This window comes from Brevibacillus sp. RS1.1 (assembly GCF_013284365.1).
Lineage (GTDB): Bacteria > Bacillota > Bacilli > Brevibacillales > Brevibacillaceae > Brevibacillus > Brevibacillus brevis_D.
Window position 1 is genome coordinate 464,657 of sequence record NZ_JABSVA010000004.1, and the last position, 21,981, is coordinate 486,637.

Annotated in this window: 16 protein-coding genes; 5 read left to right on the forward strand and 11 right to left on the reverse strand. The window is 49.7% G+C overall.

The annotated features are described in order from the left end of the window. Positions 1–237: 237 nt before the first annotated feature. The 8 genes from HP570_RS16420 to HP570_RS16455 form a co-directional block, all read right to left on the reverse strand. Positions 238–1,302 carry a glycosyl hydrolase family 18 protein gene (locus tag HP570_RS16420; RefSeq protein WP_173626402.1) on the reverse strand — a complete coding sequence of 355 codons (1,065 nt, stop codon included), beginning with the start codon at positions 1,300–1,302 and terminating at the stop codon, positions 238–240. Between the two features lie 27 nt (positions 1,303–1,329). Beyond that, entirely contained in the window at positions 1,330–3,090 is a 1,761-nt protein-coding gene (locus tag HP570_RS16425) for a polysaccharide deacetylase family protein (protein WP_173626403.1), read from the reverse strand. 36 nt (positions 3,091–3,126) lie between these two features. Beyond that, entirely contained in the window at positions 3,127–5,010 is a 1,884-nt protein-coding gene (locus HP570_RS16430) for a glycosyltransferase (protein WP_173626508.1), read from the reverse strand. Positions 5,011–5,037: 27 nt separating this feature from the next. Next, on the reverse strand, positions 5,038–6,351 hold the full coding sequence (locus tag HP570_RS16435; protein WP_173626404.1) for a nucleotide sugar dehydrogenase: 1,314 nt from the start codon (positions 6,349–6,351) through the stop codon (positions 5,038–5,040). Between the two features lie 34 nt (positions 6,352–6,385). Then, positions 6,386–7,840: a polysaccharide deacetylase family protein gene (locus tag HP570_RS16440; protein WP_173626405.1), complete on the reverse strand. Its 1,455-nt coding sequence runs from the start codon at positions 7,838–7,840 to the stop codon at positions 6,386–6,388. Between the two features lie 261 nt (positions 7,841–8,101). Beyond that, positions 8,102–9,526 carry an aldehyde dehydrogenase family protein gene (locus tag HP570_RS16445; protein ID WP_173626406.1) on the reverse strand — a complete coding sequence of 475 codons (1,425 nt, stop codon included), beginning with the start codon at positions 9,524–9,526 and terminating at the stop codon, positions 8,102–8,104. A 26-nt stretch (positions 9,527–9,552) separates the two neighbouring features. Beyond that, positions 9,553–10,902, reverse strand: a complete 1,350-nt coding sequence (gabT, locus tag HP570_RS16450) for a 4-aminobutyrate--2-oxoglutarate transaminase (protein WP_173626407.1) — start codon at positions 10,900–10,902, stop codon at positions 9,553–9,555. A gap of 203 nt (positions 10,903–11,105) precedes the next feature. Continuing rightward, entirely contained in the window at positions 11,106–12,509 is a 1,404-nt protein-coding gene (locus tag HP570_RS16455; protein ID WP_173626408.1) for a sigma-54 interaction domain-containing protein, read from the reverse strand. A 144-nt stretch (positions 12,510–12,653) separates the two neighbouring features. Here HP570_RS16455 and HP570_RS16460 point away from each other — a divergent pair, with 144 nt between their 5' ends. Further along, a complete protein-coding gene (locus HP570_RS16460) occupies positions 12,654–14,192 on the forward strand; it encodes a hypothetical protein (RefSeq protein WP_173626409.1) in 1,539 nt (512 codons plus the stop codon). 48 nt (positions 14,193–14,240) lie between these two features. On the opposite strand, the gene HP570_RS16465 is transcribed toward HP570_RS16460, so the two are convergent. Then, a complete protein-coding gene (locus tag HP570_RS16465) occupies positions 14,241–14,909 on the reverse strand; it encodes a class I SAM-dependent methyltransferase (RefSeq protein WP_217364676.1) in 669 nt (222 codons plus the stop codon). A 112-nt stretch (positions 14,910–15,021) separates the two neighbouring features. Here HP570_RS16465 and HP570_RS16470 point away from each other — a divergent pair, with 112 nt between their 5' ends. Beyond that, positions 15,022–15,396: a BlaI/MecI/CopY family transcriptional regulator gene (locus HP570_RS16470; protein ID WP_173626410.1), complete on the forward strand. Its 375-nt coding sequence runs from the start codon at positions 15,022–15,024 to the stop codon at positions 15,394–15,396. A 4-nt stretch (positions 15,397–15,400) separates the two neighbouring features. Next, positions 15,401–16,834, forward strand: a complete 1,434-nt coding sequence (locus tag HP570_RS16475) for a M23/M56 family metallopeptidase (RefSeq protein WP_173626411.1) — start codon at positions 15,401–15,403, stop codon at positions 16,832–16,834. A gap of 73 nt (positions 16,835–16,907) precedes the next feature. On the opposite strand, the gene HP570_RS16480 is transcribed toward HP570_RS16475, so the two are convergent. Next, a complete protein-coding gene (locus HP570_RS16480) occupies positions 16,908–17,684 on the reverse strand; it encodes an arylamine N-acetyltransferase family protein (protein ID WP_173626412.1) in 777 nt (258 codons plus the stop codon). A 58-nt stretch (positions 17,685–17,742) separates the two neighbouring features. Further along, positions 17,743–19,497, reverse strand: coding sequence for a sigma-54 interaction domain-containing protein (locus tag HP570_RS16485; protein ID WP_173626413.1), 1,755 nt, complete (start codon positions 19,495–19,497; stop codon positions 17,743–17,745). 252 nt (positions 19,498–19,749) lie between these two features. On the opposite strand from HP570_RS16485, the gene HP570_RS16490 reads away from it, so the two are divergent. Together HP570_RS16490 and gcvPA are read left to right on the forward strand one after the other, a co-directional pair. Beyond that, the gene (locus tag HP570_RS16490) at positions 19,750–20,532 is read left to right on the forward strand and encodes an SDR family NAD(P)-dependent oxidoreductase (protein WP_173626414.1); all 783 of its coding nucleotides are present in this window, start codon (positions 19,750–19,752) and stop codon (positions 20,530–20,532) included. Between the two features lie 51 nt (positions 20,533–20,583). Next, positions 20,584–21,969 carry an aminomethyl-transferring glycine dehydrogenase subunit GcvPA gene (gcvPA, locus tag HP570_RS16495; RefSeq protein ID WP_173626415.1) on the forward strand — a complete coding sequence of 462 codons (1,386 nt, stop codon included), beginning with the start codon at positions 20,584–20,586 and terminating at the stop codon, positions 21,967–21,969. Positions 21,970–21,981 lie beyond the last annotated feature (12 nt).

Here is a 21,981-nt window from a genome sequence, read left to right on the forward strand (position 1 = left end):
AAGATGTGAATAAGGCCGCGTAGGAAGAAGCGAATTTCCAGTCAAGCGCCTCTGGAGCCCAGCCTAGCTTCGGAATAAATGGCGGGGAATTTAAGCTTCACTTATGAATGACATCCTCGAAACTTCTACGTTTGAAGCGCTCCCGCCATTTATTCCGAAGCGGACAGTCAATTCCCCCTTGCGGGGCGTAGGCCGAAGCGTAGACTGGAAATTCGCTTCTTCCCCCACCCCAACCCCCTACCGATTCACATACTGCAACGTCCCATCCCCCATGTCACCAAGTCGCCAAAGCGCAATTTTCTCAATACCCGCTTTCTTTGCAACCGAAACCCATTGAGACAGCGTTTCTTCATCCGCATACCAGACTGTGTGCTTTTTGCCGTCTTCACCGATATAGTCAAAGTACAGACTGCCGCTCGCTTTATCCCGCTTGGGTGGCTCGATACTCGACACAGCAAAGTCTGCTGCCTGCTTTTCCGTCACTGCCGTCACTTTGCCATCACTAGCCCAGTCAAATCCGCCTACAGATAGGGCCATAACCTTGTCACCCGGCACTTTTTGCATGCGATGGGCAAGCTCCTCAATAAATGCATGATCAGCTTTGGGCCCTGGCTCTGTATTCGTACCGTACAAATTATAAGCCATCATGACGTAAGTAGGACCCTTTGGCAATGCCAACTCTTCAATCGGCGCGCGCGGCTCCAATACGATGCGAAGTGACTTTCCCTCCTGCTCCATATGCTGATACAGGGTATGGATAAAAGTAAGGAAGTTGTCCCAGTCTTTCTCGTTAATTCTCTCATAATCGATTTCTAAACCATGAAAGCCATTCTGGATCACGGCATTCTTGATCTCCATAATGTGCTTGGTACGGCTTGCATCTGTCGCCATGAGTCGGCTGACAATCGACGGGTCCTTTTGAACCTGCGTACCATTACTGTTAAGACGATCATTCACAATGGTCAAATCGAGATCGACATAGCTACCCTGCTTCGATACTTCCTTGATCTCAGGCATCGCCTTGGTCATGCGATCAGTAAAGTGCAGCTTGTCATTTTCATCAAAATACGCCGCGAAGACCTGCACACTGGACAAGCCATCCGTTATCCTGCGGAAATCCTCCAAACCGGATTCCCACTGCCAGTCTACCACCCAGGCAGACAATTCGGTCGTGTTGTTAGCCGCATCTACGCTCTCTAAGCTTGCGGTATCATTCCATTTCATCATGTACCATACGAGGATGACACACACTACTATCAGAAGAGCCGTCAAAATGATCGATCGTTTCTTGATGTTTGACACCTTACACAGATCCCCCTTGTTTCGGATTTAAAAGGTGTCGATGACCCAGTCCATTGTGGCAGAAATAGCTTTCTTGGTCGAACGAAAGACTCCTGCAAGCCCTGTCTGCACATTACTGAACAGCATCTGTTGCTCACCATTTGGTTGTTCCAGGGATGCAATCTGTACGTCCGCAAACACCCCGTCGTAAATGTCGTCCTTTTTGTTCACATCACTATAGGCCGCTTCCAATGCAACACCACCGCTACTAATGGTTGGGTCGATCTGTTGCTTGTCCAAGAGTATTGTATTGTTCACGGAAACACTGAGACGGTCGCCTTGAACAGTCATTTCGATTGGACGCGTATTTTTAATGTTGATCGGGTATTTTTCCAGCTTGGGAGCACCAGACTCGCCTTGCTCTCTCGTATAAACAGAGGCACGGTCGAAGGTCAAATCCTCGGGATTCCAAATCACTTGGCTCAATTCCGTCTTGAAAAGCTCCTGTACTTCGCCTTTTTCCTTCTTCTGCTCGACGCGCAGCTCATTATCATGCAGGACGACCCGTACAAAGCTGCCTTTTTCCCGATCATAGCGCAAATATATGGACTGTTTCCCAATTACATTCCCTTCCAGCTTGGCAGAAAGCTTGATATCCTTCTGGCTGTCGCTGTTTTTTAAATATAACATGCCAGAACCAGCAGCTGGAGAGGTCAAGACGATCTGATCCTCCATAAATTGCGCGGTGCCACCGAGACGGTCCCACTCTTTGGCTTGCTCTTCATCGCCGCGAACGAAGCGAATCTTCTCGCCGGTGTCTTTTTGGATGCGCATCAACAAATGGTTGGTGTACCAGTACGGCTCTGGCTGCACGCGGGTCAGGTTGTACAGATCGCCCTCGCTGTCGTTGTAGGCGGTTCCTTCCCGGTTAAAGTGCATCGTAAAATACTTTTTGATATTCGCGTCGTTCGCATCCGCTACCAAGCGATTCATCCCGCCATACAGGGTGTTCGCATGCATGATCATATAGGCACCCGGGACAAAGCCCAATTGATTCATATACGTATCATTCATCAGCTTGTAGTCTTCGTTGATTCTCGCTTCCATCTTGCTTCTGTCTTCTATCGGGATCATATTGCTGTCACGGATAAAGTCCATCAAGTAGTGATTATAATAGCCTACCTTTGTTTTATTCGATAACTCACTCTCATCCTTCACCCCGATGAAATTGCCCTGATCATCAAACACATTGATATACGTCAACCGATAGCCGTTGGAACCGAGCTCCCAGAAGCCATTTTCCATCATTTTTTTCATGTCTTCCGGCTGCAGGAATTTGTTCTCGCTGTTTCCCATCTTGTTGCCGTAAGACAATGCCGTTGCTTTGAAGTTGTACTTCTCCAAAAGCGGCTGGGCAAACAAGCTGGAATCGTTGCGGCCATCTTCAAAGGCTAAGAACAGTGCCTTCTCAGGAAGTGGCTTCTTTTTCTTGTAAAAGTCCAAAATATCTTGTTGCGAGATCGTTTGATAGCCCTGGTCATACAACGCCTGCAGCTGCTCGTCCAATTGCTCCTTGGCTACTAATTTCGGTGTACCCGTACGACCTACGCCAAAATAGGAGATGGCGATAAAGCCTTTGTCATTCGTCCAGCTCGCTTTATTCGGCTCCTCATACTTCTTCCAATCAAATACGGCATTATATAACATGACACCCAGGACGACTAAGATAGCTACCTGGCTCAGCGTTTTGATGAATTTATTACGATCCTTTTTCCGATAGTCCAAGACATCGCTCGTCGTTTTCCCCATAACTCCTGACACCCTCACTCCCTTTGTCTTTCCCTCTTAAAATGGCAGCCCAAAGCCTTTTTTGTTCTTCTTTCGGGCTTCCTTTTTCAATCTCGCTTCGACGTCCTGCGGCGTTTCTCGCGTACCCCACGTAGATTTCCAGAATGTCACCCAAGCCACAGGCATCTGCCACAACAGCACCAGCTCATAAAACACACAAAAGACAATTCCGAAAACCCATAGCTTGCTTCTGCGGAAAAACAGATGGGCCAAGCTCATTAAGAGCGCCATCAGCAGCAAGCCCATTAAAAACGTGCCCGGGAAAACGTGATGAACGAGCGGGACGTATATGAGGTTGTATAGTACGATGACGGGAGCAGCGATAGGAACAATCAGACCAATGTAAAAGAAGATCGCCATAAAAGGCTCCTTGCGCCAAATAAAGCCGCTGGCACGCAAAGATTCCCTCAACCACGAACGCTTCCAGCGCATCTGCTGCTTCAAAAATACATTCATGTCAGATGGCACAATCGTCGAGCAAATCGCAGAATCCTGATAGCCTGTCCGATGTGTTCGCAAAATAAAGTTGGTCATGCTTCGGTCATCGCCAAAAGTGGCAGGCTGTCCAAGAAACTTCTGATTCAGCCATGCTTCGGAATGCTGCAAAATCAATTCCTTGCGATAACAAGACAACGGCCCAGACAAGCAAGTAACACTGTCAAACCACGACTCAGCCGCTTTCATGATGCGAAAGGCAATGTAGTAACGAACGGTTTGCAGCTTGGTGATCGCGTTGGTGAACTTGTTTTCCACATCTGTACGCCCTGCAACACCACCCATTTTCGGGTCTTGGAAGGGCTGTACGAGGTTGCGAATCGCAGTCGGTTCCAAAAAGCTGTCTGAATCAACAAAGACAACCAAATCGTGCTTGGCCATTTCCACACCTTTGACCAAAGCGACCCGTTTCCCGCCGTTTTCAGAGAGAATATGCATCTTCACGCGCTCGCGGGTCATATAGCGCTCGGCCTCGTTATGAATCATATCGATGACCTTTTGAATCTCTTCTGCTGATCGGTCTGTCGAGCGGTCGTCTACCACGATGACCTCCAGCTTATCAATCGGGTAGTTCTGATTCACACAACTCAAAATCGTCCGGTGAATCCACTGCTCTTCGTTGAAGCACGGAATAATGATGCTCACACCCGGCGTATAGTCCGGATTGACGGGAACCCCCCGATAAAGAGCACCGAATAAATACCGTGTCAGCAAAAAGGCAGCGGCAATCAAGCTGTACAAATACAAGTACATGTTGTATTTGAAATAAATCACGCTCTCCGCGCGCATGAGCACGATAAAAGCCGCAGCGAAAAACAGGAACGTACTTGCAATATAAATGGCGTATCCCCAGCGTTTTTTGCGAAAATAGTCAGTCAGCGGTTTGGAAAACTCGAAGGCGAGCATGAACTTCTGACTCCCGTCCTCCTCCTGGGTAAACGAGCGAACAACCGTTGCATCCAGCTTCACCGTTGACTCATAGCCTTCTGGCATTGTACCTGGCGGGATTGTGCAATGGATCATAAACACTTGTCCCACCTGGATGTCTTCCCTCTCCGAATCTAGTTCAACTAATAGTCCAGTCGAAGAAATGTCGACGGCTCTGGCCTTGATTCCGTCCTTGATCCGCTGTTTTTTGGTCAATAGCGTCACCGGGAAATCCGCCATATAGCGCAGACTCAGCATCCGAATGCGATTCAGGTATTCCGGGTCCTCCAGCTTTCCTGACTCATCCGAATCTTTAGCACCGCGGCGGTCCACTTGGACACGAATTTTCTCCGGGTCGGGCACATTCGATAGCACGCGCCTCTCTGTTTTGGAAACCGTCAGTACTTCTTCGATTTTCTCTTTCTTTCTCCGCTTTATTTTCTCGATCAACTGTTTCATCACTGCCGCTCTCTCCCCTCCACTGCTTTATAAGCTCCAGTAATGAAATCCACTGTTTACAAAGTCAGCTTTGGAATAAATCTCTTTTATATCAATCATGATTTTTGCCGCATTCTTGCCGTACATCGTGGCAAAATCAGCGACTTCCATCTGGGCAAAGGGAGCATGCGGGACCGCTACAACCACAATGTCCAAGTCGTGGAGAGCCTTCATCTCTGACAGCTCGATGCCGTATTCCTCGAATGCCTCCCGCGGATTCACCATCGGGTCCACGACTAACGGATTCATGCCGTATTCTTTCAATTCTCCAATGATATCCGTCACCTTTGTATTTCGAATATCTGCGCAGTCTTCTTTGTAGGACAGACCTAATATGCCGATCCGTACATTTTGAAGATCGAGCTTCGCGCGAACGGCCATCTTAATGATTTGTTGGGCGACATATTTCCCCATGCCATCATTAATGTGTCTAGCTGCCAAAATGATGCGGGAGCGATAGCCGCTGTCTTCTGCTTTGTACGTTAAATAGTAAGGGTCGATACCAATGCAATGTCCTCCGACCAACCCCGGTGTAAAAGGGAGGAAGTTCCATTTGGTTCCTGCCGCTTGCAATACTGCTTTTGTCGGAATATCCATCTGATTGAACAGCATCGCCAGCTCATTCATAAACGCAATATTGACATCCCGCTGGGCATTTTCAATAACTTTTGCCGCTTCCGCTACCTTGATGCTTTCCGCTCGATAAACGCCCGCCTTGATCACGAGCTCGTAGACGCTTGCTACGATTCCCAGTGTTTCTTCATCCATCCCCGATACGATCTTGACGATGTTTTCCAGACGATTTACTTTGTCTCCCGGGTTGATGCGTTCTGGTGAATAGCCGATCTTGAAGTCTATACCACAACGCATACCCGATTCCGTCTCCAAGATCGGCAAGCAGACATCTTCGGTTGCCCCAGGATAAACAGTTGATTCAAAGACAACGACTGACCCTTTTTTCAACTGTCTGCCCACGATGCGGGACGCGCTTTCTACATATTTCAGGTCTGGAACATTGCCACTTTTGACCGGGGTAGGCACGGCCACGATAAAAAATCGCGCTTCCTGCAATCTATTTTCATCTGAAGTGAATTCAATAGCAGCTTCACTCGTCAGCTCCTGATCCACGCCTGCATCATGAAAGTTTCCCTTTTGATAGGCTGCTACCTTCTCTTTGTTTACATCAAATCCAATCACAGAAGCACGTTTGGAAAGTGCCATCGCTATCGGCAAGCCTACGTACCCAAGACCGACGACAGCAATCTTTTCCTTCCTCTCCACAATCCCTTCGTACAAATTCATAAGCTGGCTCCCTCTCCCTGTTTTATTTTGGGCTTTATTGGCCAAACATCTCTGTCATGGGTACAAGTGTGTATCCTTTGCTTCTTAGCTGGTCAATTACGCTAGGCAACGCCTCTATTGTGTGAATATCATCGAGCATATGTAGTAGAATCACGCTTCCGCTCCGCGTCTGCTCCATAATGTCTTTGACGATATCGTCTGCACTTCGTTTCTTGTCGTAATCGGACGGCGTCACATCATAAATCGTAATATCCTTGTAGCCCGTTGCCGCAATCGCCTTGAGTGTCTGTTCGTCGAACGCCCCGGTTGGCGGTCTGAAATACATCGTCGGCTTCTGCTGAATTGCTTCGGTAATGATCTGATGGGCTTTGACAATCTCTTTTTGCAATTCTTCCGGCGCAATTTTGGTATTCACCGGATGAGAATAGGTGTGATTGGCTACGTCGTGTCCCGCTTCCGCAATCGCTCTCGCCAAGTTTGGATTTCGCTCTACACCATCTGCGCGAAGGAAAAACGAAGCCTTTACTCCTTTTTTGTCCAAAATATCGAGAATCTTCGTAACCGTTTGATCCGTACCCCAATCATCGAAGGATAAGGCGACCATCTTTTTGTCTGTTTCTTTTCGGTAGATGAGATTTGGCTTGGCTTCGTCATACGCCGCATTCATTTTGGCTGCATCAAAACCTGGAATTTCTTTCAGCGGCTTACGCTCCTGGCCTAGTGCAATCAACTTATGTAATGGGACAAATCTGTATCCGACATCAGTAGCTGCCTCTGCGAGAAGACGGATGTTTTCGATTACAGACTTGTTCTCTTCTGTATCCATCTCAATGATGCCGCCGCGATTCATATATTTTCGTAAATAGTGTCTCTTGTCAGCTTCCGTCTCTTTTTGCCAATTGTGCAGAAACAGACTGGAGGACACGACGGCTTCCTGTCCATTGTGAGCAGCTACCAAACGGAGATCGTCGTTGTATTCACCCGACTTCGTTCTGACATACCGCGGTGTTTTGCCCGTTTCTCTTTGAATGACCTCATTGGTCAACTCGATGTCTTGGTACATTTTCTCGTAAGGTTGGCCCTGCAACTCCGATTTGTTCAACGTATTGTTTTCGATCTCGTGACCTCTGGCGACAATTTCTCGGGCAATGTCAGGCTCCTCAGCTACTCTCATTCCTGGCATGAAAAAAGCTGCCTTGATGTGGTACTTGTCCAACTCATCTAGCAATCTTTTCATTGTGTCCTTATCCGCCATCCCATTAAAAGTAAGAGCAAGCTGTCTTTGCGTCGTGTAGACCATCGACACTGCCTTGCTCTTTTCCCCTTGGTAACGCTCGATTTTTTCAGGTTTGGCTGGCGCAGGCCCGTTATCTGCACCATTTTCATTCCCCTGAAACGGTGAACAGCCTGCCAACAATGCCACGATCGCTACCAGGGAGATCCAGTGAAATAACCGGAACCCACTGGCCCCTTTCCAATGACTAATCATGATTGTCCCCTTTTCATGTAAGAAATGCCCTTTACGCATAAAAAAACGACTATTTCATCTGCGCAACAAGCCAAGTGTAATCAAACACTCCTCCGCAAAAATGAACATAGTCTGCCTCCACACGCTAGACTAACATAACCTTCTAAACCAAACAACTTTATGAAGCGGTTTCATATATGAAAATTTATGGAAATCGGAAAAGTCGCCTACAAGACGCTATTTTCAAAAAAAGACGAGCCTCATCGGGCCCGTCGTTCGCTGTTACAGCTTGATCGCGATTAATTTTAGTTCCGTTAATTCCTCGACCGCGTACTTGATACCTTCGCGGCCAAAACCACTGTCTTTCACACCGCCATATGGCATGTTGTCTACGCGGAAGGTCGGGATGTCGTTGATCATCACGCCTCCGACCTCCAGCTCTTCCGCTGCCCGCATAGCTGCGTGAATGTCACTCGTATAGATGCCTGCCTGCAAGCCGAATCGGGAGTCGTTTACCGCTTCAATCGCTTCGTCCATCGTCTCAAACGGTGTAACGACTACGATTGGACCGAATACCTCTTGGCAAGAAACGGAAACATTCGCACCCACATTGGTCAGAATCGTAGGGGCAAAGAGGTTGTCACTGACAGGCTTCCCGCCAGTAACTACGTGTGCGCCTGCTTCTACTGCTTCCTGTACCCATGCTCCCATGCGTTCATGATCCTTGGCGGAGATCACGGAGGACATGTCTGTCGCTTCGGTCAGCGGATCACCTAGCACGAGCTTTTCTGTGCCAGTCTTAAACTTCTCCAGGAATTCTTTGTACTTGCTCTGGTGTATATAGACGCGTTGCAGCGAGATGCACACTTGACCACTAAAGGAAAAGGCACCCGTCACGCAACGATCAATCAATGCTTGCGTAATTTCCACGTTGTGGTCGATGATCACTGCGGAGTTGGAGCCAAGCTCCAAGGTCACGCGCTTGAGTCCCGCTTTGTTTTTCATGGCGATTCCAACCGCAGGGCTTCCCGTAAACGTAATCGCGGCAATTCGGCTGTCACTGACCAGCTTTTCGCCTACGACTGCGCCTTTTCCAGGCAAAATGTTGAGCGCTCCTGCTGGCAAGCCTGCCTCTGCAAAAATATCAGCCAGGATCAGCGAGCTAAGCGGCGTCTGACTCGCTGGCTTCAGCACGACGGTATTTCCTGCGGCAATGGCAGGCCCGACCTTGTGTGCCACGAGATTGAATGGAAAGTTAAAAGGCGTGATCGCGCCGACTACGCCAATCGGCTTGCGTACTGTAAAAGCAAGACGACCTTCACCACCCGGTGCTGCATCGAGCGGCACCGTCTCTCCGTGAATGCGCTTCGCTTCTTCCGCCGCGAACTTGTAGGTCTGGATTGTCCGAGCGATTTCTACACGACCCGTGCGAAGTGGCTTGGCGGCTTCCTGTGCGAGGATGACCGCCAATTCCTCCTTGCGTGCTTCCATAATCGCAGCAGCCTTCTCTAGTATCAAAGCTCGCTGACTAGCTGGCATTTTTGCCATGACTTTGGCAGCAGCTTTTGCCGCCTTAATCGCCTCGTCGACGTCATGATCATCTGCCTGAGCGATTTCAGCCAGCAGCTCCCCGGAATAAGGGGAGTAGAGCGGCGCGTATTCTTTTGCTTCTTTCCATTGTCCGTTGATGTAGAGATGCTTTTTCATGAGTATGGAGACCCCCCTCGGGCGTTTTAGTTCGTCACGTATTGGCTTTTCAGTACATCCGTCATAATGTCCAGCGCCTCTTCCAGTTGCTCGTCTGTAATAACCAGTGGAGACAGGAAGCGCAGTACGTTGCTGTGGACGCCAGCAGAAAGCACGATGACGCCAGACTCGTAGCAGCCTTTGGTCAAGCCAGCAACGAGCTCCTTCGCCGGTTGTTTGGTTGTCGGATCGATAAATTCTACGGCGCACATTGCACCCAGTCCGCGCACCTCTGCGATTACAGGGAACTCTTTTTGCAACGCGTAAAAATGCGCTTTGATCTTGTCCCCGATCACCTGTGCACGGCCAGACAGGTCTTCGCGCTCCATTTTCTCAATGACTGCCAACGCCGCTACGCAGCCAAGCGGGCTTCCTCCATAGGTACCGCCGATCTCACCCGGGTTTGGCGCGTCCATGATTTCTGCGCGTCCCGTAACCGCAGAGATGGGCAAGCCTGCCGCGATGGATTTGGACATGGTGATGATATCTGGCTCGATACCGAAATGAGTAGATGCAAACATGGCGCCAGTACGACCGAAGCCTGTTTGAATTTCATCGGAAATAAATAGGATTTGATGCTTTTTACAAATGTTATAGACACCTTGAACGAAGGACACAGGCGGAACAATAAAGCCGCCTTCTCCCTGAATCGGTTCCATAATTACGGCAGCCACTTCTTCCGGTGCAACCTCAGTCAAGAGGAAGTCCTCGAACTGACGCACGCAGAATTGCGCGTACTCATCATCTGTCATGGATTCCGGCTTATTCAGTGGATACGGGAATTGCGCTTTATACGTAGCGGGAGCGAATGGACCCATCTGGAATTTGTACGGCTTCACTTTGGAAGTCAGTGACATGCCGAGAAGCGTACGACCATGGAAACCGCGGCTAAAAGAAATGATGCCTGGACGTCCTGTGTATTTGCGGGCGATTTTCACCGCGTTCTCTACTGCTTCTGCTCCGCTGTTTGCGAGCATCGTCTTCTTTTCAAAGCTGCCTGGGGTGATTTGCGTCAGCTTCTCAGCCAAGGCCACATATGGCTCATACATCCCTACATGGAAGCAAGGATGAATGTATTTGTCGAGTTGCGCTTTCAGTGCCTCAACTACTTCCGGCGGGCAGTGTCCGGCGTTCAGTGTCCCGATCGCTCCGGCAAAATCGATGTACGTATTGCCATCTACATCCGTAACCAATGCACCTGAAGCTGACTCTACAAAAACAGGGGTGTTGTTGCCGACACCTTTTGGAACGAACTGCTTTCTTTTTTCAATCAGGGCCGCTCCCTTAGGACCTGGCACACCTGCAGCTACGTTTACAAATTGACGTTGTTTGGACATATGGTTTCCTCTCCTCGTTCGAGATGGTATTGGTTGGATTGCTTGCTTGTAAACTCAACTACGATATGTAGCAATACCTATGCCAAACGCCAGAGCATGATGAAATCACGTTTCCCACACTACGTGTATATCAAATTATTCATTTTTGAATCAAAAACACCAGAATGCTCGATTCATTTTTGAATAAAATATTCATTTTTGAATCACTTGGAACGAATCCGATACTTTTGCAGCTTCCGTACGACAGAGGGCTGGCTAATGCCGAGAAACTCCGCGATTTCTCCCGTGGTCCGGCAGTGCTCGGATGCATAGCGCAGCCATTTTTCCTCTACCTGCTCCAGTGCCTCCCGAAGCGACATCTTGGAAGTAGCCAGACTCGGCTCCATGGCTGCCTGCTCTTCCCCTGCCAACCTGATTTCTGCAGGTAGATGCGAAGAAGTGATCACCTCTTCGTCCGCTGTGACCACCATTCTCTCCAAGACGTTCTCCAGCTCGCGCACATTGCCGGGCCACTCGTGCTGCATCAAGGCATGTGTGACAGCAGGGTCCAGACGCTTGTCCATTCCGTAGCGTTCATTGAGCGAGCGCACGACGCGCTTCAGGAGAGCTGCGATATCCTCTGGCCGATTTCGCAACGGCGGGACGTGGATCGGGACAACATTCAGGCGAAAATACAGGTCCTGCCGAAACTTCCCTTCCTTCACCATCTTCTCCAAATCGCGATTGGTGGCGGCAATCAAACGAAAATCCACGTCGCGGTACTGTGTGCTCCCAACGCGTTGCAGCCGTTTTTCTTGAATCACCTTCAACAGCTTGGCCTGCAACGTCAGCGGCAGTTCCCCCAGCTCATCCAAGAGGAGAGTCCCTTGGTTCGCCATCTCGATAATCCCTTGCTTGCCCTGCTTGGCGGCTCCTGTAAACGAACCAGCCTCATAGCCAAACAGCTCGGATTCCAGCAAGCCCTCCGGGATCGAGCCACAGTTGATCTCCACGAATTGTCCACCCGCACGACGACTATTGCGATGAATCTCTTTTGCGATCACATTTTTCCCGACCCCCGATTCCCCGAGGATCAGGACAGTTGAATCGACAGCCGCCACTTTTTTGATGAGACGCTCAATGGCTTGCATCGGCTGACTCACTGCCACGAAGCCCTCCTGATGCTTTTCGCGCAGCTCCTCAATCTCCGTTTCAAACTGCTTGAGCTGCTCTGTCAGACCTTCGTAGCGCCGTTTCAATTCCATAATTTCAGTCAGGTCATGGGAATAGCTGATGACCGAATGCATGCTGCCATCCTCGTTCCAGACGGGAAATGCCGTCACCATCAGCTTTCGACCGCCGGGTATTTCCTGCATGATCGTCTGCGGCGTCTTGGCATCCATGACTTTTCGCGTGACAGATGGAGAAAAGACTTTCCTTTTTTCCAGTTCGATGACGTTCTTGCCCAAGAGCTCCTCCTTCCCGATGCCGTACACTTCATAGGACGAATCGCCAACCAGCCGAATGTACCCCTCATGGTCCGTGATTAACAAATGATCGCGAGACGTTTCAACAATGGCTTCCAATACGCGGCTCATCCACTTCTGTGTGCTCTCTTCTTTCTTCATTTCTTCGCCGCCTCTCACACGCCGTTATGTCCGATCTGTGTTTATTTTTTCATTATAGAAAACAGCAAGAACAACGACAACCTATGAAAAATATGTAAAAATGGCGATAATAACAAGCCCTGCAAGATAGAAAGGATGGTAGGAATGACGCCCACAGTCGGAGACATCTACTGTGTTTTTGTCGAGAAGCTCCAAAAGTACACAGCCTGCCAGGTCACATCGATAAAAGAGTCTGGCTCGAGTAAATCCAACCTCATCAGTATCCTCGAGCTGGACTGGAGCAGCGATACATTGCCTGATGAATCAGAGCTGTACCAGATGAAGCCCTTATATTGCGACTACTTCTTCTGGAACAACAAGCTCGATCACATGTATGTTGATCCAGCAGTGCCCAAAGGCTACATAAAAGTAGGGAATGTACCCCCTCTCGTGACAGAAGAGACGAGGAGTTACGGCAGTTGGGATGTCGGAGGGAGCCTGTACCGTCAACACAAGTGGAATCAAATTCCCGAGGAACGTCGCAAGCAGTTTAAACAGGCCGCAAAGGATGACCAGATGATTTCGCTGGGCGGAACGAGCCTACGCCGATCTAACAACGTCATTCATGCTGACATCCTGCGAAGCCTGACGGACATCTCAGAATTGGAAAAGCTCCCTTGCCTGACAAGAATCTATGCAGAGGAGCCGACCGATTCCTTGCTTACCTTTGTCAAAAGCAATCCGTTTATTCTGGAGCTTCACCTGGAAAAAGCCAATGGCTCCTCTCTAGATCTGACAGGAAGCCATCTCAGTAAATTCTCTCTCCAAAACGCGGACGGGCTGGAGTCACTCCATCTGAACGATTGTCTAAGAGATCTCATACTGGGCAAGGACATTTCATCCAACCTGTTCATAGATGCCGAGCAGGATGGGCATTGGCTGACCGCCACATTCTCAGATTCGCTGCCGCTTCACCGTGGACTCGACCAGCTAGGGGGTCTCAATCTGCATGATGTAGTGGAGCTGGACTTGCAGCCACTCGTCCAACGCTATCCTTCGCTTCAGAACATCCGTCTGCGGGGCAAGCCTGGTACCCTCAGCAATCTGGGCAGTATCAAGCACTTGAAGGAGCTACTGACGTTTACGACCTACGATCTGTTTGGCTTCTCCGGAGATGAGTTCCCTTCGCCAGATCAATGTCCCAAGCTCTCCAGTCTCTGGATGACAAGCCTCCCAGCGGAAGCGGCTAAGACCATTAAAGCCGCCTACAAAAAAGAAGTGAAAAACGGGCTGGATTTGTCCATCACCAAACCGCGCAAGCCCGAATGGCTGGCCAATAATTTGACCAATCCGTTTCGCGATTGGGATGGCAGGGAGCACATCTCAACAACCCACGCCAACAAAGCCGCCAGTCTGTATAAAAAAATGAACACCGCGATCAGCGCGCTCGAAAAGCAAAGCAGCGAAGACGCGACAAATGCGGTAGAAATACAAACTGCTTTGCGTGCATTGGTCAAAGAGTACACAGAGACTTTCAACAAAATGGATCGCCGGACTGGCTTTATTGAAACGGTTGAGCGGGAAGAAATTTTCGTTGTGCTCGATGAGCTGCTTCAGTCGGCAAAACAAAATTTGGCTACTGCGGGTGTAGAAGTAGATGTGGACGAGCTTTTTACTATTTTTGATCAGACACGTGATTTTTGAGTGAGAAAAAAGACGCCGCCTCTCCTACAGGAAGGCGGCTTTTGGTGCTTAGCCATTCTTTTTGATTACCCACGTACTCATGCAACGCTGTCCGGCTACATTCACCGTTTTGATTGGCTCCCGGAACACGCCTTGCAGTTTTTCCGTCATGCCTACCATCGTCCGTTCATTTACGAGAAAACGAGTGCTTCCATCCGGCAACAAATAACGTTCGTTTCCTAGTGGCTGTACAGCATCCTCAATCCCGATCGAGGAAGCAAGGCGCATGAATAGAATGCCTCCTGGCTTCAGTACCCGCCACAGCTCCTCTAGCATCTGGCGAAAATGCTCTTCGTTTTCAGCAAAATGTAGAACGGCATTACTGATGATGAAATCGAAGCTTTCTTTTTCAAAGCTCATGCTCTCAATCGGCTCCACACGAGCGTGCTCCGCTGACCAGCTCGGCGCCAGTTGCGATGCCATTCGCTGTACAGCCTCGATGGCTTTTACCGATTGGTCAACGGCGTACACCGAATAACCATTTCGCAAAAAGTAGACCAAATTCCGCCCCGAACCGCAACCGGCATCGAGTATCTGCATTTCCTTCGTAACCCTTCCCTTTAACAACTGATCAAACAAGTAAATATCCATATCGCCAAACTGCTCGGCCAGATTCATCTCTATCACAGCCTTTATCCGATTTTTCTTCAGTGTATCAATTCGCTCGTCATCTTCCAACGATGCTCATCTGGAACGGATTTACAAAATGATAGTTGACACCCGATGACTACAAGTGTAATCTTTAAAACAGAATCAACGACTACAAATGTAATCGAGGGAGGTGTCTTACATGGACGAGCAACCGCGAATCTCGGATGCCGAGTGGGAAATTATGAAGGTCATCTGGGCAAAGTCACCCGCTACAGCAGCCAATGTCATCCACGCCCTGCGAGACAACAAAACGTGGAAAGACAACACAATCAAAACCTTGCTCAGCCGCCTGTCGCAAAAGGGTATTCTCACCTATGAGCAGGTCAATCGCGTCTACTATTATTCCCCTGTGCTCACTGAGGAAGAATGCAAGCGCCAAGAGCGCCAATCCTTTTTGCAGCGCGTGTACGGCGGGGCCTTAAAGCCCATGCTGGTTCACTTTTTAAAAGAGGAAAAACTATCCTCCCAAGAGATTGACGAGCTGAAAAAAATCCTTTCCGAAAAGGAGAAATAAGCTGGTGGATTGGCAATGGCTCACACTCACCCTCAATCAAGCATTTACGTGGACACTGTATAACTCCCTCGAGGCTAGTCTTCTTGTGCTCCTGATCTTGCTCTGCCAGCAGCTCGGCAAAAAGCATTTCTCCATCCGCTGGCACCACGCCGTATGGTTCCTGCTTCTCTGGAAGCTCGCGGTTCCTTGGTCGATAGACAGCTCGATCAGTTTGTATAACTGGCTGCCTCCTTCGCCTTGGACATCCATGCAGGAAGCGCCCCCGCCTACAGAACCGATTGTTCTCGCTGCTGAGGCTTTACATCGGCAAGAATCTGCCCTCCAACCAGACGCCTCTCTAGCAAACGAAGCGAGCTTTTCCTGGATCAGCCTGCTTTCCCTCATCTGGATCGGCGGTGTCGCCATCTTCGCTATCACCATGACTCGCAGTATATATCGATTGCTTTCTCAGCTAAAAAACGATGGGTTCGTACAGGATAAAGCTGTTTTGCGCGTCTTTTCCCACTGCCAAAAGCAGATGGGCATCTCCAAATCCATTCCCCTGCGCATGAGTCATCAGATGACGAGCCCAGCCTTGATGGGAATCTGGCGACCGCAAATTTGGCTGCCGGCAAATCTTTTAGACAAGCTCAATGAGCATGAGCTGCGTCACATCTTTTTACATGAGCTGGCGCATTGGAAAAGACGAGATATTCCTGTGAACAGCATCATGAGCGTGCTGCTGATCCTCAACTGGTTCAACCCGCTGTTATGGTACGCCGCTTCTCGCATGCGTCAGGATCAGGAAATGGCTTGTGATGCCTTGGCTTTGACTTATTTACAGGAGACAGAGGTACCCCGCTACGGATACACCATGATCAAAATGCTCGAGCTGTATGTCGACGCCAAACAAATTCACTTCACAGCCGGGTTCTCCAGCTCCAAAAAACAAGTAAAAAGGAGAATAGAAATGATTCGTCACTTTCAAAAACGGGCGTATACGTGGACCTTATCTGGTATCGTGGTCGTCTTGGCTCTAGGCGTCTTTACTTTGACGGATGCAAAAAAAGCACTAGGGAACGAACAGACCTTCGTCGTCCCCGCAGAAGGTACAATCAAAAGCCCTATGGATCAAACAATCGGCTTGCAAATCTTAAACGACCTGAATACGCCCGTTCAAGCAGCCGCCTCAGGTAAGGTAATCAAAGCTGAATACGATACAAAAACAGGGAAAGGCAATCAGGTCATTCTGGAGCATGAAGGCGGGTATCAAACCATTTACTCTCATTTGGAAAAGCTGGAGGTCACCGCTGGCGCTACTGTGACCCAAGGCCAGCTCATTGGGCTGTTAGGAAGTACGGGACGTAGCACTGGACCGCACCTTGCTTTCCAAGTTCTTGAAAATGGTATGCCCGTTGATCCGATGAAACTACTGGAAAATTCGAAAACACAGCAGTAACCTCATGATGAAACCCATCAGGTTACGAGCATCTGATGGGTTTTCATCGTTTTTAATCGCTTCTCCTTTTTCCTTATAACCCAAAATGCTGCTTTGCCAGCTTTTTAAACCGTTCCTCATCAATTGTCTCTTTCGTCATAACACCATCGACCCATTGCGTAAAAGAACTGTTCGTCAACGTAACATTGCCTCTCTCCGTCAGCTGCGTAAGTAAAGGGCTTTTGTTGAAGGGAGATTGTTCATGATCAGCGATAATCGTTTGAATCTCGTTTAATTCCGTTTCATCCGTCACCAGCTTCTGCGAATCAAACGTATAGCCAATCCTCCAGTCCGTATCCTTGTGCCGCAGCTTCATTTCGAGTACATAATCGCCATACTCCGTCTGCTCTTTCTTAATCCGAAATTCACCATTGCGCGAAGACACAGTCTCCCCGGTTAACGGAACAGGCTTCAACGGCAGGTTCGAACCGAAGCCCGTGTCGAGCAAATACGTTTGCCCCTCATGTGTAAGCAAAATCGTGGCATGCGTCCGGCCAATCGTGTAATACTCGCCAACGTTATGCTTGTAAACAACTCCGCGAATCAGATGGGCGTCAAAGCCATTTTCCAGCAAAAAGAAATACAGCATCGGATTGAGTTCGTAGCAAAGACCGCCTTCGTTTCTGATCAGTATCTTCTCCATGATGGACTGTCTGGAGATTACACTCGTTCGCTCATCTATAACGCACAGGTTTTCAAAAGGAATCGCCAATGCTGTCAGATCAAGGAGGCGATTCAATGTATCGAAGGTAATCGTTTCATTTTCTGGCATGCCGATTCTTTTCCGAAATAAGGCATTCAGCTCACTCATGCTTCTTCCTCCCACATCGTTTCTCCCATAAGTTTACACCAAGTTCATGCCCGATTCCTTAAATACCGAGCAGCTTTAGCTTCCGATACAAAGTGCGGAGCCCAATCCCGAGTTCTTCCGCTACCCGCTGCTTTCCTTTCAAATCACTGCCGTGCTTTTGAAGGGAAGCGCGAATGGCGTCCGCCTGTGCATCGGCGACCCTCGCTTTGATAGCTGGATCTGAATGCGAAGGTGCCACTGGAGGACGAGCACGAAGGCGCGGAGGCAAGCTGTCCGCAGTCAGAACTGTGTCTTGCTCCATGTTCATGGCGTACTCGATGGCGTTTTCCAGCTCCCGTACATTGCCCGGCCAGTGATAGTGTGTGAGCAGGTTGATCGCCTCTCGTGCTATTCCGAAGAAGGTGCGTCCTGCTTGTTCTCCGTACTTTTCCATAAATGAAACAGCCAAAAGCTCGATGTCTTCCATGCGCTCTGCGAGTGACGGCACGTGTATCGGAATGACGTTCAACCGATAGTACAAGTCGGCACGAAACGCTTTCTTCTCCACGAGCTCCTCCAGGTTCTGATTCGTCGCCGCGATGATTCGTACCTTGATAGGAAACGACCGCGTGCCGCCGATCCGTTCCACGACCTTTTCCTGCAAGACGCGCAGCAGCTTTGCCTGCAACGAGAGCGGCATATCGCCGATTTCATCCAGAAAAAGCGTACCTCCCTCTGCCATTTCGAACCGCCCCGGCTTTCCTCCCTTTTTGGCTCCGGTAAACGCGCCGTCCTCGTAACCGAACAATTCGCTTTCGAACAGATTTTCCGGAATGCTGGCACAATTGATGGCGACAAACGGGTAGTAAGCCCGGGTGCTTGCCTCGTGAATCGCTTTTGCCAGATGCCCTTTGCCTGTCCCTGTTTCGCCGGTAATCAGTACCGTGGAGTTGCTGTTACCGATTTTCATCGCCATTTCTTTGACCTGCTTGATGGCTGGGCTGTTTCCCACGATTTGAGCAAGGCTATCCGCTTTGCCGGGCGAACGGCTCCCTTGATGATCCATCAAACGCGGAACGGTTAGCGATTCCCTCTGCACGCGAAGCACGCCGCCGATGAGCTGATTGTTGACGATGATCGGCGTGGCCTCGGTCGAAGCGTCCAGCTTGTCAACGAGACAGTTGGCGATCGGCAAAGAATGCGTGGCCATCCCGGATAATGACGGCAACAGCATCCGAGAAACCTCCGCTGGCAGCAGGTCATGCTGGGACAGCAATCTACGTGCGCTGGCGTTCGTGTGAATGACATTGCCACTTCGGTCAAAGGTGAAATACGCATCGGCGACGGTATCGAGCGCCCCCTTCAACAGCCGCATGGAGTCATCAGACGATTCGGTCTGTCTCGTCGCATGGGACTGTACAATCGCTGTAATCATCTCGCTGACTTCTGTCAGGATTTGCTGGTATCTCTCTGTATGCTTGGACAGGCGATTTTGACCTTCCTTCGTAAAGGATGTAAGGGAAACGACCCCGATTGCATGATTGGCTACCTTAATCGAAGAGAGCAGCTCGACTTTGGCGGGGCAGCTGTCGAGAAAACGGCATCCTTTGCACATTTCCATGGAGCCGGGTTTGTCTACCACATACTGTCCTTTTGCCAACACGAATTCAATCGAGGGCACATGCACGTTTTCCCCTTTTTGTTTCAAGTAGCGCTCCGTACTCACGACCAAGTGGCCGCGCTCGTTAATCACCGCTGCATCCACGTTCAATATATCTGAAATGCTTGTAATGACCTTTTCGATGGCTGGTTTGCACAGATCCAACGAAACCATGGATACCCTCCCTGCTTATTGTCCTTACTCTCTATTTTATGAAATATTTAGACAGTTCACAAATATTTTGCCACTGATGTTTGCCAATCATGACAACTCATTGCCATTTTTGTCACTGTCATGACGGTACGAAACACAGCCGGAGCCTCGTTTTTTGCGATCCAGTAAGGAGCATGTTACCCAGCGGGATTCACTCCGCACTTGGCACAGTGATTGCAATATAAACTTTTCATCTAGGGGGAGTGATCAACCATGGTAAACACGAACGAGGTATTCCATCTGCAAGGAAAGGTAGCCTTGGTGACAGGTGCTGCTTCCGGTATCGGACTTGCCACAGCGAAACGACTGGCCCAATTTGGAGTAAACGTCATGCTGCTTGACATCAACGAGGATCTCGGGGAAAGGGCGGCACAAGAAATCGTAGCAGAGGGCGGGTCAGCCCGTTATTTTACATGCAATGTAGTTTCCCAACAGGATTGTCGTGAAGTAACGCAGGCGATCGAGGAAGCGTACGGTCGCATCGATATTTTATTCAACAATGCAGGCGTGATCAGAAGAAAGACGGTCGTCGAGCTGGAAGAGGACGATTGGGATCTGGTCGTGGATGTCTCCTTGAAGGGGGCTTACAACCTCTCCAAATTCGTCATCCCTGTCATGGCGAAAACAGGCGGGGGCAGCATCATCAACACTGGCTCTGGCTGGGGCATCAAGGGCGGTGACAAGGCGGCGGCCTACTGCGCGGCAAAAGCAGGTGTCGTCAATCTGACACGGGCAATGGCAATTGACCACGGTCCGCAAAACATCCGAGTAAATTGCGTGTCACCAGGCGATACCGACACACCTCTGTTGCGTGAAGAAGCGCGTCAACTAGAAAAGGATGAAGGAGCATTCCTCGCCTCCTCCGCCGAAGGACGTCCGTTGGAGCGTCTCGGTACTCCGCAAGATATTGCCAATGCTGTCCTGTTCTTTGCCAGCGATCTGTCATCCTGGGTGACGGGTTCCGTACTGGTCGTCGACGGCGGAGGTTTGGCTTAATTTTTCGTTATTCCGACTGAATATTCGAACGAAGAGATGGAGGAACCTGAGATGAGCGTACAGCGTTATGCCCACCCGTATATTCCGAATTCTGCACCTGAAGTCAAAGAGAAAATGCTTACTGAAATCGGCTTTTCCAGCATTGCGGATATCTATGCCGACATTCCCGAGGAGCTGCGCCTAAAAGATAAAATGAACATCCCGAAAGCTTTGACGGAATACGAGCTGGAGCGCCACGTCAATCAGCTGATGAGCAAAAACCAAACCACGAAAGAAAATATCAGCTTCCTCGGCGCAGGCTGCTGGCCGCATTTTGTTCCGGCTGTCTGTGATGAAATCAACTCCCGCGCAGAGTTTGTGACCGCCTATGCTGGTGAGCCTTATGAAGACAAAGGCCGCTTTCAAGCGTTGTTCGAGTACCAAAGCCTCGTAGCTGAGCTAGTCGATATGGATGTCGTGAACGTTCCGACTTTTGACTGGGCACAGGCTGCTTCTACTGCTCTGCGCATGGCAGCACGTATCACCAAACGCACCGAGCTGTTGGTCTCGAAAAATATCCATCCCGACAAGCTCATGATCATCAAAAACTATACGTCCCCTGATCTTACCGTCACCTTGATCGATTTTGAGAACGAAACAGGCAGACTTGACCTGAATGATCTAAAAGCAAAGCTCAGTGTAGATACAGCAGCGGTTTATTTCGAAAACCCGACCTTCCTCGGCTCTGTGGAAGTAAACGGACAGATAATCGCAGACTTGGCCCATGCAGCCGGTGCCATTTGCGTAGTCGGCGTCGATCCCATCTCTCTTGGCGTAATGGAAGCTCCGGCGAATTACGGCGCGGACATCGTGTGCGGAGATTTGCAGCCGCTTGGCGTACACATGCATTACGGAGGTGGGCAATCCGGCTTTATTGCGACGCATGACGATCCGACCTACGTCATGGAATATCCGTCCCGCTTGTTTGGAATCGCTCCGACAGAGGTCGAAGGCGAATACGGCTTCGGAGATGTCGCGTACGACCGCACCTCTTTTGCCAAACGTGAAAAAGGCAAGGAATCCGTCGGAACGCAAACCGCGCTATGGGGTATTACCGCAGGAGTGTACTTGGCGACGATGGGACCTGTCGGCATGGAAGAAGTCGGGCAAGGCATCATGCAGCGCTCCCAATACGCCGCCAAACAGCTCTCTTCCATTCCCGGAGTCGAGGCCAAATTCGCCGCTCCTTTCTTCAAGGAGTTCGTGATCGACTTCTCCCAAACAGGCAAAACCGTCAAAGACATCAACGCTGCGCTTCTCGCCAAAGGAATTTTCGGCGGAGTTGATTTGACTGAACACTACCCGGAATTGGGTCAATGTGCGCTTTACTGCGTCACAGAGGTTCATACCCAGGAGGATATTGATACACTCGTCACCGCTATAAAAAACATCGTGTAAAAGGAGGAAACC